This is a genomic window from Chryseobacterium sp. HNCC26DJ238 (assembly GCF_057180465.1).
This window is the reverse complement of sequence record NZ_JBXUGI010000003.1, coordinates 296,862-310,026: the sequence shown is the minus strand read 5'-3', so window position 1 is coordinate 310,026 and position 13,165 is coordinate 296,862. Positions and strand designations below refer to the sequence as shown.

The window sequence follows — 13,165 nt, the reverse complement described above, 5'->3', positions numbered from 1 at the left end:
ATTGTTAATATAAAACTTCTAACTAATAATATGATTGCAATTTTAAAAAAAGAACTTTGGAGTTATTTCGGAAACTGGAGCGCATGGGTGATCATTGCAGCTTTCAGTCTGATAACGACCTTGTTCCTGTTTTTTTTCGAGAATGAATCTAATATTTTCGACATCGGGCTCGCTTCATTACAGAGTTATTTTGTACTGGTACCGTGGCTTTTGATGTTTATCATCCCGGCACTGTCGATGAAAACTTTTGCTGAAGAACAGCAGACGGGAACACTCAATTGGCTCTTTTCCCAACCCCTGAAAGTTTCTGAACTGGTTTCCGGTAAATTTCTTTCAGTATGGATCGTCGGTATTTTATGTCTGATTCCATCGCTGATCTACTTATATACGGTATATGTTTTAGGTGTTCCTGAAGGAAATATTGATTTGGGAATGACCTTTGGGAGCTATTTCGGGCTGATCATCCTGATTGCGGCCTTTGCAGGAGTGGGAATTTTGGCATCATCGGTTTCCCAGAATCAGATCATGGCCTATCTGCTTGGAGTGTTTATGTGTTTCATCATGTATTTCGGGATCGAGCAGCTGGCAAGTTATAAACTGTTGGGAGGTGCAGATTTTATTCTTCAGAATGTTGGTTTTTACCAGCATTTCTTAGGTTTTACAAGAGGACTGATCGATTTTAAAGACGTTGCCTATTTTGTTTTTGTCATCGGCCTCACCTTAGCACTGTCCAATCATTTTATCACTAAAAAGAAGTAGAAGCATGAACAAGATATCACTTAAATCTCCATTCGGAATTTTACTGTTTGTCGTTTTACCTTTAACCGTCATTCTGGTATTTTCAGGCATTCGGCTGGATTTAACCAAAGAAAAGAGATATACACTTTCAGAAAGTACGGTCAAAGTTTTAGAATCAATCAAAAAGCCGGTAACGGTCGACGTCTATCTGGAAGGTGACTTTCCGGCCAGCTTTAAGCAGCTGCAGAACGAGACAAGATTTATGCTCGAAGAATTCAGGAAGATCAATCCCAAAATAGACTTTAAATTTATTGATCCCATCAAAACCAAAATGTCCCAGGATACTTTGATGGCGATGGGAATGCAGCCTTCCGTTCTTCCTGATATCAAAGACGGGAAGGTTTCCCAGATTTATCTTTTCCCTTATGCAGTAGTAAAACAGGGGAGGAGTGGGGCTTCAATACCTCTGGTTGTACAGCAGGCGAACATTAATGCAGATGAGCAGCTTACAAAATCCATTGAAAATTTAGAATATAATTTAGTTTCAAATATTAAAGCAGTCTCCACCAGCCAAAGAAAAAAAGTAGGTGTTTTGGTAAATCAGGACGAATTGAGACCTGAGGAATTTCAGGGATTCATGAACCTTGCTCTAGAAAGTTACGATGCAGGTCCTGTGATCCCCAAAAATAATGTAGAACTTACCCTGGCAGACCTTCCTCTTCTAAAACAGATGAGTGCTCTGGTCATTGCAAAACCGAGAAAAGCATTTACAGACGGTGAAAAAGTAATTCTGGACCAGTACATCATGAACGGTGGAAAAACCCTCTGGATGATTGATGCCGTCAATGCCGAGATGGATACGCTGACAAGATCCAAAAAAGTGATGCCGTTTCCTGTTGATATCAACATGACCGATTTCTTTTTTAATTACGGACTGAGAATCAATCCTGCCCTGGTAAAAGATGTGAAGAAATTTGCTCTGCTGAAACTGGTTACGGGAGAAGTAGGAGGGAACCCGCAGTATACAAGCCTTCCGTGGCCGTATTTTCCTCTTGGAATTGCTGAAAACAACAACCCGATTACAAAAAATATCAATCCTGTAAAATTTGAGTTTCCGACGTCAATCGATACACTGGGCGGGAAAAAGTTTAAGACCAATGTTCTTTTTGAATCGAGTGAAAGAACCTTATTAAAGCAGGTTCCGAATTATGTGGAGCTTAATGAAATTGCGAGTGTTGACAGCCTTGGACAGATGGAAAAACCAAGCACCCCAAGGATTTTCGCCGTTGCTCTGGAAGGAAAATTCTCTTCTGCCTATGCATCGAGAATAGAAAGGCAGTCTTATCCCGGTTTCAGGGCAACAAGTCCTGAAAACAAAATGATTGTTATTGCTGACGGTGATGTCGGCAGAAACAAAACCCATAAAGGAGAGCCTCTGCCTTTGGGAGTTGACCGCCTGACCGACGAACAGTTTGGCAATGAGCAGTTCCTGAGAAATGCATTGGATTATCTTTTGGATGACAGTAATCTGATCGAACTGAGAAACAGGAATATCGAAGAACGACTTCTCGACCGTCACAGGATCAGCGATGAAAAAGCAAACTGGCAGTGGTTTAATTTACTGCTTCCTTTAGTAATTATCGGTCTTTTGGGAGGTTTATTCTTCTGGCTGAGAAAGAAGAAATTCGGATAGAGATACAAAAAGAGAAACGTGAAGTTTCTCTTTTTTTTGTTTTTATAAATCTGTTTTGAATTTCAGTAAGTTAATACTTCATAACACTTCATAATACTTCATAATTATGTTGCTGACGAAATTATAACAGAGTAGGTTTATGTCGTATAAAATACAATAACCTGTTAACTTTACTTGTCTTTCAGGAAGGTTTCAAGTCTGGTCATCACATCATCTTTTTCTTTCAGCATTCTTTCGTACAGCGCAATTTTTTCTTCGTGTATTTTTAAAATAGTATCTACACGGTTGTAAACTGGATTGGTATCATGAGCACTGAATATAGAGCCGTTATCCAGAGAAAAAGTACTTGAAATAATGTTGACCGCCTGATCGTCATTAAAATTCTGAAAGGCTTCAACGGGAATGTTTAAAACTTCCGATATTCTCTGAAGCAGCGGTTGATCTATGATCTCTTTCTGTTCCAATAATGATACTTTCTTCTGATTCCAGTCATCCCCTAGATCAAAAGCCAAAGCTTCCTGCTTGATTCCCAGCATTTCCCTGAACCTCTTGATATTTCGTCCCTGATGTATTTTCTGTTCCATTTGTGGTCTGTTTTTAAAAGCCTTACGATAGGTTCAACTTTATATAGAAAGTAAAGATAAAAAAATACAGTGAAAATTAAAAAAATATATTGTATAATCTTATTTCCTGTATAATGCTAGTTATGAATTTGCTTTTTATAGTGTATGGCAAATTTAAGAACTATATTTTAAATGTTCCTGTTTTTTGGGAAAAGGTCATCTTTATGTGTAAACACATATATTTTTTTAGTTTTTTTAAATAATACAAACATTTTTATTTCCAATTTAAATTATTCATATCTTTTACCCATTTTGGAGCAAATCTCGCTCGGTAAGGATCTGAAATATTAACCCCTAAATCTTTATTTTTAAGTTTTTATATAAAGTTTAGTGGAATATTTTCAAATTGTTTTATTCTATCCCAAACTTCAGGTTTTTCTGATTTATCAAACCATTTTGCTCCTTTTTCAAGCCATTTTTCTCTATACATTTTTGTTGATTCCATAGTATAATCTTCGTAACCAAATTCTACTCCACAACAAGGACAAATTTCATAAGTGGGACAATCTCCATTTTCTCCCCATGGAGCATCATCGATGTACAATCCACAAACTCTACAATTATGTTCTTTCATTATTTAATTTTGTTTTATTGTCTTAACCAGTATTGCATTCAATCAGCAGGTCTAAACATTGTTTTAGGAACTCCTGCAGCAGTCATAACACCAAATGTATTAGTAACGGCATCATATTTTAATACTTCACCATTAGGTCTAACCTTTATCAAGGTTCCCATAGGGGTGTTATGCAAAAAATTCCTTGTAGCATCAACATATTGTTTTGCATTTAACAGTTCTGGAAATTCAGATTTATGTTTACTCCAATGACCAAAAGTATTTTTTACAGAGCTTAATTTTTTTGTCGCAGTCCATATATTTTTACCACTGTTTGCTATGTTGTTAGTATTATTTACAGCTCCTAATCTATTAGCTATACCTTGAGGAGCTTTCATAGCGTAAAGAAGCATTCCTGTTTCGGCAACCGTATTCGCTGTATTTCCATCCATTCCTGCCTGCATGAGACCTTCTGTAAAAACTGCTCCTAAAATCATATACGGTACAGAAAGTATACTCACAGTTTCCAATCCTCCCTTATCACCTTTTACCCAATCTACCGGGTCAAAAGGGCGATTAGCATTATTCCATGCGGCTCTCATGCCATCCATACCTTTATAGAGGATATTGTGATTGATGTTATATGTACTTATTGCACCGCCCCAATGTTCAGCTCTTCCATATCCGCTTAAAATAAGCGGTGGCATCGTATAAGTCCCGTCACCCATTGTAAAAACACCTCCATAACTTACTGTAGAGCTATAGGGAAGGCTTCCACCTCCAGCATGACCGCCCTTGTCACCGCCATCATAACTCGTAAATCCTCCGTTACCATTATTGTACCAATAAGAATTACTTTTATCCGGAGTTTGACCCCACATCGCTTCAGTAATCGCCGCCATGGTCACCCTTCCGTCAGGATCAAACATATTGACCGGGTTATTCAGTACATACGCATATGGACTTGCAGAAAAATACCTCTCTGCCAGTTGGCAGAATTTTTTTATGATCTGCTACGAAGTTACAAACTTCGTAGAGCAGGAGGGAAATTTTTACATTGACCTAAACTTAACTTAGAAAGATTTTCTGGATTAAATTCAATATATAATTTTTCTTATAATAATATCTCTTACTTCCATATATATATAATTATTTTACAGGTGACCAAGCAATATTTTTGAATTTAAATCGACAAAGTCTTTTTTCTTATAGTGTATAGACTTAAGACTCCTTAACTGAAAACTAAATCTGTTAAATTTATTAGTATCCTAAAATCAAAGAATTTATATAGTTAAGTATTTATTTTAAATTTTCTATTTTAAAACCAACATTGGTGAATTTTTCATAAAAGTCAGTAAATAAAATATTGTTTGAAAAATTCTTTTCAAAATTTTTATATCCTTTTATTTTTAAAACAGGCATCTTTTCTCTTTTTTTCATTGATTCATTAATGGTAACTAAACAATCTCTAAAAGAATGAAATTCAGTTCCAAAATAACCATATGATTTAAAAAAAGCTTTTCCAATTTCATAATAAACATCCAAATCTGTTTTGGCTTTTGATAGATCAATTATTATAACGGGATTCATGTTATCAATGGTTTCCTTAACACCATTTAATAAGCAACAACCTCTTAAATAATAATACTTTTGTCTGTCATTCAATTCATACCATCTTATTTTTTCTCTTTTATAAGTAAGCAACTTAAAATTATCTATATTTCCCTGATCGTATTGATATAAAGGATCATCAAGAATCCCTGTTAAAATAATTTCTCGTGTTTTGATTAAAATATCTGAAACATTAAAAAGATAATCTTTTTCATAATTTTTAAAGGATATTGTGATAATTAAATCTTTACTTAAAATTGCACCACACTGTAAATCAAGAAATTTAATATCACTGTTTTTAATTACTATCCTGTCAAAGTCTTTTTTGCCAATTAATTTTATATATTTTGTTGACAATAATGTTTTTTCTTCTAATAAAATCTTTATTTCCATTTGACTGCTGAACTTGTTGGTATTTGTATAATTTTCTTATAATCGTGATTAATAACTAACCCCCATCTTCCATCAGGATGTTGAACTAATCGACTCCCATTTAAGGTAGTTTTAGGAATATCTCTTATTTTCCATTCTTTTGCTCCGACCCACTTCAAATTTATTCCACTTCTATTTTGAGTTATAGCTGGTATTCCTAATTCATCAAGTTGTCGGACTCCTCTTCCAGCTAAAATCTCAGTAAAATCACTTGTTACTGCTTTTGGTAGATTATTCGGATCAATTCTTACTGCTGGTTTGTTTATAATCCCTAAATCTCCACTCACACCTTTTGGAGCTTTCATGGCGTAGAGAAATGTTGTGAATTGTGCCGTGCTGTGAGCATCATCACCATTCATACCAAATCTCATTAAACCTTCGGTAAGACCTGCTTCTAACAACATATATGGCACTGAAAGTATACTCACACTTTCCAGTCCTCTATCTGCTTTTATCGCTCCCAAAGGATCGAAAGGACGGTTTGCATAATTCCAGGCAGACTGCATTCCTGCAATACCATTGTAAAGGGTATTGTGGTTTTTGTTATAATTATTTACGGTGACTCCCCAATTCTTAGAACTGCCATATCCGTTTAATACTAATGGTGGCAAAGTGTATATTCCGTCTCCCATCGTAAATATACTGCCGTAACTCACTGTAGATCCGTAGGCTAAACTTCCTCCACCAGCTTTACCGCCCTTATCTCCTCCGTCATAGCTGGTAAATCCAGAACCATTATTAAACCAATACGAATTACTATTTTCAGGTGTATTAGCCCACATTGCTTCAGTAATCGCCGCCATGGTCACCCTTCCGTCAGGATCAAACATATTGACCGGGTTATTCAGTACATACGCATACGGACTTGCAGAAAAATACCTCTCTGCCAGCTGGTCAATACCGTTCCATTTCCCAATATCCGGCATATACTCTCTCCAGCCGTAGCTGTATATTCCGGTTTCCTGTAACTCTTTGCCGTTATACTTGGTACTCTTGTAGCTTCCCTGGGCAAAGTACGCATTTCCTGTCTTTAAATGATTCATCCCAAAAGGATAATAATCATTGCTGTCTGTGATCTCAAGAACGCCTGCGCTGTTTCTTCCGTAAGAAACCCTCACATTACCCAACTGATCTGCGTACTGGTAAATATACTGATCTTTTGCATAATCATAAAATCCTTCTGCAGTCGGGAAAAACTGCAGATCCGGAGTTTTGGAGGCCGTCGGTGGCTGGATCTTTCTCTCATCGACTGAAAAAGCCTGCGGCTGCATGGCTCTTTTCGAAAACATTTCAGTGCTGATCTCAACCGGGGTCAGCGTTCCTGAAGACAGATACTGAAAGCCGTCCAGATAGTCTATTATACTGATTTTCGTGGTATTTCCGTTAACCCCTGTGACCGTGGCCGAACTTTCTTTTCTCAGCTTGGTGCCATCCGCACTGAACTGTGTTTTAACAGAAACATACTCGTTCCCGTTTTTATGGACCTCCATCGAAGCGGGAAGATCCAGGTAATTATAGGTAATCGAGCTGATGCCTTTATCCGGCATGTCCAGCATATTCCCGTTCTGATCATACGTTACCGTATTTCCGCCGCCTTCATATCCCGAAGAGTTCTGGGAGGCATCTGTAATGCGGGTCATCTGGTTCCCGGCATAATCGTAGGTGAGATTATCAATTACCGCAGCGGTATTACTTCCCGATTCCACTACGGAGGTTCTGTATAAATGGCTTATATTTCCGTTCAGGTCATAATCCAGGGATTCTGTATTCTCCTTACTGTAAGGATTATTGGGATTTTGATAATATCCTGCAAGAATCCTGCTGGTACTGTCATAGGAATACCCATACCTTTTTGGCGTTAAAGAAGGATTTACCCCTATTGTTTCTACCGCTCTCCAGTCTATTTCGGCAATACTTCCATCATATCTCGGGCTTACATTTTTTCCTGTAAACTGAGCAGGATCAGGATTTTCAAGACCTTCTCTTTGAGCATACCTGATTTTATAAGCAAATAATTTCCCTCCGAGATCAGGAATACCCATCTGGTTTCTGTTGACATCTGTGAGCCATCCCCTTATGTTATACGCATAATCAATACTCTGAAGATTGTTCCCTACTTTTTTGTTGATAATCTGGGAAAGTTCATTGTACGTATTTTCAGTGAGAAGTTCTTCGGGTCTGCTGTTTACCTGATGGTATTGCTGTTTCAACCTCTTCTGAGCATCATAGACATAGCGCTGTTTTACAGTTACGCCCTGTTCACCTGATTTCCTGGCGTGATAAACAAAGGATTTCTGCTGGAGTCCGGTAAAATCCAGTTCGATTTCCGTTTTTGTATAGCCTCCCAAATGATTGATGGAGTGGGTTCCGATCACCCTTCCTACCATATCATACCACATGAATGACGAGGTCCAGCTGTCATTGTCAGTATTTTTGGTATATGATGCCGTAAGAAGTGTTTTTGTACTTCTCACGGAACTAAACCCGTTGGAAACAACAGTCTGAGGAACGGATCCTAGTGTATTCTGGTTCAGGATCTGTCCCGGCTGTTCCGGAGCTTCTGCCGGGTATTCATCATAATAATTAACTCCCAGGACGGTCATGCTTCCGGTAGGAAAAGCATTTTTTGTATAATATACAGCCAGACCGTTGAGGGTAAACGGCGTTGTACTCGGAGTTTCGTTATTGTTGGCATTGGCTGCCATAAGGTTCAGTGCCGTCTGCATATTCTTCCGTTCTGCGGTATTCGCAAAGAAGCCTGTATATGCAACCCTCCCAAACCTGTCATATTTACTGAACATCCAGCCTCTCTTTGCAAAACTGTTGCCGGTTGTCCTCAGGTTCGCATCCTGAGAAAGAACGGCTCGGCCCTGCTGGTCATACACTGTATATTCCCAGCCTTTTCCCGGGATCTTCTTTTCGACAACCCTGTTGTACTTATCATATTTATACTGGTAGCACAGACTGTTTAAAACAGCGGGCGTCAGAGTAGTAACGGCAGCTCTGGGCGGAATGACAAAGGCAAGATTGTCGAATTCATCGTAGATATAGTATGTGTCGAGGTTTTCGATACTTCCGTCAGATTTTTTATTGATCTTACGGACCAGCAGGGTCTGTTTTTTTGAATTGATGAATGTCCGGGTTTCATTGCCGTTCTCATCTTTAGTGATCATTTTATACAGGGTATTGGCATTGAAGTAACCATTTGCTGCATAGGCACCGTCAGGAGCTGTGGTAATGGTGACATCGTTGATCTGCTCAGAAGAATTCCAGCTGGTGGTCGCTGAGTATTTTTTTACCTCATTCTGGTCATTCGAAAGATATTCCATTTTTTGGGTATGAGTTCCACTGATCTGCCAGTCTGAACCGGGAGCTGCAGATTTCTCAACCCTGGCTAAAGGCGATTTTTCATACTGTACCTCCGAATAGGCATTGGCAACCCCGTAATAGGCATTGACTGAATTCTCACCTATCCCCGGGATATAGGCCCCGTTCTGGGTATCTACAGGCTGAGGTAAAAAACTTTTTGCAGGTCTTCCCCACTGATCGTAAACAGATGGCACAACGAGATCTTTTCCGTTGGGCGATGCTTTAATGGCGATGCTCTGCACCGCTCTTCCCAGTCCGTCCAGGTACTGAACTTCCTGAATCTGTGCAGCCGCCGGCTGTTCTGAAGTGACTGCTTCCAGGTAGGTTCTGCTGTAGATGTAATTTTCTGAACCCGTTAAACTCTGTGCATGAAACAAAGCCGCAACCAGAAAAGAGATGATGGATATAATTTTTTTCATAACTGTCTCACTTTAAGGGAAATTATTGGAGTTGTGGTTTTGTATTGTACTTATAATCTTTAATGATGTTTCCGTTGACATCCTTTGTTGAAATCAATCTTCCGTTCCGGTCATACTTATAGATTTCTCTGAGCCCGGTGGGAGGGGTTACTGTTGTCGCGCCCACCAACGGATCGTAGGTATACGTTGTTATTACGAAATTTTTTAATGCAGGATGGGTTCTGAAGCTGTCTAATGCCTGTATGAGTGCCGTTTCAGATACATCGTCCACTTCTGCATCAGATTTCGAAACAATCTCATCAGCAAGATTTCCGATGTCAGACAGTTTTGCCCCTTCTATTTTCGCAATAGGAACGCTCTGATGATATCCCCAGATCAATACCGCTGAATTGCCGGCACCTGTTGCTGCATTATAGTTGGAGGTAAACTGCCGGATGTTTCCTGCAGCATCATAAGCGTCGTACTGTATAACTGTTTTACTGCTGCCGTCATTCGGGTTTAGCGACATGACAGAGGAAGGATACAGGCTCCCCGGTTTTTCATATTTTACCTGTGTTGCGGATACCGTCTTCCCATTGTTTTTAATCTCTGTTTTTACAGGAATTCCGTTCATATACGCATCTTCTAAATTCTGATACCCGGGAGTTCCTCCCGAATAGGTAACCAGTTTTTCAGAAATGTTTCCGTCTGATCCCGTTTCCTTAACAGAAGCGGTTTTGAAATTTACCGGATTAAACACTGTTTCTACCTTACTTTCAACAAACCTGTTGTTTCCTGTATAATCTCTTGTTGTCACCTTTGTGTTTTTGACATATGCTTTTTTAGTAAATCCTCCTTCCACAGCAACTTCCGGCATGTTGTCCAGGGTTTCAAACGTGAAATCATACAGAACGGCCGATACCAGTTGATTTTGACTGTTATAGACCTCCTTTTTATCCATAACCCCTGATTTTGTCATATTATAATACGGCCACAAGAGAGTAGGATTCCCCAGATAGGTATGAGGTATTTTGGGATAGTCGTCAGGATTTTTAAAATAATAATTGACATATCCCTGGTCACTGTCATTGGTCACTTTCACATTCTTATAAAGGACAACCGGAGCATAAGCAGAGGATGCACTTTCCATTTCGGGATAAAAACGGTAGCCACTTGAACTGTTAGGGTCATTAAAAGCACGGTAATCATACGTAACTGTTTTTTTAGCCTCATAATCCAGCTCAGAATTGTAGTATCTGATATCTTTGATACGTATCCCTAATTTTTTATCGTTACTGACGGCATTTTCGTAGGGCAGGGGCCTGCTGTTTATTTCAGAAACACTGAGCATTCCGTGTCCGCCCGTTCCTGCTATTTTTACCGTATGCGTCCCCGGGGTCAGAAATGCAGTTTTAAATGACCATGCCCTTCCTTCAGGTTCCTTATCATTATAGCTGTAACAGGTATAGGCAAGATTAGGATCATGATCAATAGTGTAGTCAATGAATGACGGAAGATCAGCAGTTCCAAATGACGGATAGTATTTGACAGCATCAAGATCAAGATAGATTTTTTTCAGTTTTCCCGGCTCTCCGGTTACCTGGAAAGTATAGGTCCCTGTGGTACCGCTGGGAACATTGAAGTTAATCCCTGCAAACAGCTCAATGACCTGGACTTCAGGATCTGAAAAACTTTCCGGTGTTACATAGTTCGGTATGTTTTTATTCAGATAATACTGGTTGGCTTCAAAATTATATTCCGCCATTCCTCCTGCAGGCAGGATAACCCTGTAAAGGGTTCCCACAGTGTTGCTGATAAAATCCTGAGGATCTGACGAGCAGATTCTTTCTCCTGAGGTATTGTTGAAATGATAATCCCTGTATAAAAGTTTTGTTGTTTCAAGAGGGGCTCCTGCAGGATTGGATAAATTTATTTTATTGATCCTCGTAAGAGTCCGTTTATTTTCAACCTGAATGGCATACTCAAAACCATACTGTGAAATGAGCCCGTCATTATTATTCTTAAGCGAAATTTTTGTGATACTGTAGGGATCATTCATGCTTCCTTCCAGAGAGGGGTCGTAGTGATAATCCATCCCTATGGATCCCGATCCGGGAGATACGATGGTTTTCAGTTTACACGACTGGTAGAGCAGCTCACCGGTGCCCGGATTATTTTTATAATCTTTCTGATAAGAATAGCTTAAAAGCTCTGCGTTTTCTGCATTCTTAATCTGCGTCAGGTAAAAAGCGGATTTAAAAAGGCTGCCGGAGGCCAGCGGCCTGTTGTAGCTTCTGCTCTGGCTGTATTCATTAAAAATGTATTTGTACCCGCTGTCATCTGTTATTGTGAATGAATTGATTACCAGCGTTGCTGTATTGCCGGTTCTGGTATATTCAATTTTAATATTATTGGGAGTCAGATTAATGAGACTGAAAGTATTGGTATCGGTATTCCTTTCAATCTTGAACTTTCCGGAGATCCCCGGAAGATTATAATAATAGATATCATTAAAAACATTTTTTTTATAGTTAGCGGAACCTGAATCGTCAAACCGCTCATCCAGATCATCAACGACCTCTCTTGATATAACCCCTCCCGCAAACATAGACCAACCGATCCCGACTTCACTTCCCGCTTCTGATGCATCGGTATTCAGCGGGTGGTACTGCAGGGATAAATTGGCGGCTATATTCTTATCCCTTGAGGATAACTTCAATAAGGGAAAACTGATATCCGGAACTCCTGTTGACAGGGACACCGGCGCATCTGTATAAGTTACCAGAGAAGAAGCCGATGGTACGGGTCTTGGTAAATCTCCAAAGTTAATGCCTGAAATGGGTTGTTGCTGTGCAAAATTATAGATAGGCACAATTCCTGTCATCAGACTCAGTAGGGTGATAATTTTTTTCATTACTGTATTTTATTATATGATTTTTTCAACATTTGCTGTTTTACGGGTATTCTTATTGACCTTCATCAGATAAGCTCCTGAATCAGGTTATGATTAATAATCACTGTTATTTATTATTTCTGAAGCTCCTTTCATAGAGGATTAAAACCTTAAGGGGTACTCAGATTCAAATTTCCATCGGGGATATTGCGCATCAGTGGGGATGTGATTTGGAGAATAAATCCTGACTGACAGATTTCTAGTGCAGAGAGTATTCATGTAAAGTTTTTTTCATAATTTGAGTTTTTAATTATTTTTGCGGCGAATTTAACTTTTTTTTAACGGATATGACAGTAGTTGTGGGGATATTTCATCCAAATTTAATATTGACTGCAAAAATAAATTGGAGAGGCGACAGAACCTGACGTGTTTAAAAAAAGTTTTTGTCTGAATCAATTGGTAGTTAGTCTTGATGATCTGCGAAACTTATTAAACTGTCTTTTAAACGCAAAGTTTATCATACAACCTGCTAAATTAAAGGAGCAAAGAGTGGCGGCGTAGCCGCTTATGAAGCTCGCTTTATAAGAATCAATTTCATTGATTCCTTTCTTTGCTCCTTTAATTATACTTTATTTAAATAAAGCTTTGCGTTTGAAAATAGCGAATCAATTAAAATAGTAAACATACTCAACTCTCAGCACACAGTTGTCTTTGATTTCATCGAATCTTCGATTTCCGGAGGAATCTAAACCCAGAAAATCCTGGCTTGTAATGAAATTGTATAATTAAATTTTCTTAACGCAAAGTTTTATTATGCAAGCTGCTTAGTTTTAAGGAGCAAAGAGGGGCGGCGTA

General features: G+C 38.8%; 8 protein-coding genes. 2 read left to right on the top strand and 6 right to left on the bottom strand.

The window, feature by feature from the left end; translation table 11 throughout:
• Positions 1-30: 30 nt before the first annotated feature.
• Complete coding sequence (locus AC2A07_RS04450; protein WP_484049385.1) at positions 31-759, top strand: ABC transporter permease subunit; 729 nt, start codon at positions 31-33, stop codon at positions 757-759.
• A gap of 4 nt (positions 760-763) precedes the next feature.
• Positions 764-2,431 carry a gliding motility-associated ABC transporter substrate-binding protein GldG gene (gldG, locus tag AC2A07_RS04445; RefSeq protein WP_314499689.1) on the top strand — a complete coding sequence of 556 codons (1,668 nt, stop codon included), beginning with the start codon at positions 764-766 and terminating at the stop codon, positions 2,429-2,431.
• A 170-nt stretch (positions 2,432-2,601) separates the two neighbouring features.
• Here the strand turns inward: gldG and AC2A07_RS04440 are convergent, their stop codons facing one another.
• From AC2A07_RS04440 to AC2A07_RS04415, 6 genes are all read right to left on the bottom strand, one after another.
• Positions 2,602-3,015, bottom strand: coding sequence for a helix-turn-helix transcriptional regulator (locus AC2A07_RS04440; protein WP_314499690.1), 414 nt, complete (start codon positions 3,013-3,015; stop codon positions 2,602-2,604).
• Between the two features lie 355 nt (positions 3,016-3,370).
• Complete coding sequence (locus AC2A07_RS04435) at positions 3,371-3,628, bottom strand: hypothetical protein (RefSeq protein ID WP_484049384.1); 258 nt, start codon at positions 3,626-3,628, stop codon at positions 3,371-3,373.
• Positions 3,629-3,666: 38 nt separating this feature from the next.
• Complete coding sequence (locus tag AC2A07_RS04430) at positions 3,667-4,536, bottom strand: hypothetical protein (RefSeq protein WP_484049383.1); 870 nt, start codon at positions 4,534-4,536, stop codon at positions 3,667-3,669.
• A gap of 370 nt (positions 4,537-4,906) precedes the next feature.
• Positions 4,907-5,611 (bottom strand): hypothetical protein, encoded by a 705-nt coding sequence (locus tag AC2A07_RS04425; RefSeq protein ID WP_484049382.1) that lies wholly within the window; start codon positions 5,609-5,611, stop codon positions 4,907-4,909.
• Positions 5,602-9,438 carry a DUF6443 domain-containing protein gene (locus AC2A07_RS04420; RefSeq protein WP_484049381.1) on the bottom strand — a complete coding sequence of 1,279 codons (3,837 nt, stop codon included), beginning with the start codon at positions 9,436-9,438 and terminating at the stop codon, positions 5,602-5,604. The genes AC2A07_RS04425 and AC2A07_RS04420 overlap by 10 nt, the downstream gene beginning before the upstream one ends.
• A gap of 22 nt (positions 9,439-9,460) precedes the next feature.
• On the bottom strand, positions 9,461-12,331 hold the full coding sequence (locus AC2A07_RS04415) for a hypothetical protein (protein ID WP_484049380.1): 2,871 nt from the start codon (positions 12,329-12,331) through the stop codon (positions 9,461-9,463).
• Positions 12,332-13,165 lie beyond the last annotated feature (834 nt).

Bases quoted from the DNA above. Each gene is read 5' to 3' on its own strand.
- AC2A07_RS04415 (WP_484049380.1), bottom strand. From the start codon at position 12,331: ATGAAAAAAATTATCACCCTACTGAGTCTGATGACAGGAATTGTGCCT.
- AC2A07_RS04420 (WP_484049381.1), bottom strand. From the start codon at position 9,438: ATGAAAAAAATTATATCCATCATCTCTTTTCTGGTTGCGGCTTTGTTT.
- AC2A07_RS04440 (WP_314499690.1), bottom strand. From the start codon at position 3,015: ATGGAACAGAAAATACATCAGGGACGAAATATCAAGAGGTTCAGGGAA.
- AC2A07_RS04425 (WP_484049382.1), bottom strand. From the start codon at position 5,611: ATGGAAATAAAGATTTTATTAGAAGAAAAAACATTATTGTCAACAAAA.
- gldG (WP_314499689.1), top strand. From the start codon at position 764: ATGAACAAGATATCACTTAAATCTCCATTCGGAATTTTACTGTTTGTC.
- AC2A07_RS04435 (WP_484049384.1), bottom strand. From the start codon at position 3,628: ATGAAAGAACATAATTGTAGAGTTTGTGGATTGTACATCGATGATGCT.
- AC2A07_RS04430 (WP_484049383.1), bottom strand. From the start codon at position 4,536: ATGTTTGATCCTGACGGAAGGGTGACCATGGCGGCGATTACTGAAGCG.
- AC2A07_RS04450 (WP_484049385.1), top strand. From the start codon at position 31: ATGATTGCAATTTTAAAAAAAGAACTTTGGAGTTATTTCGGAAACTGG.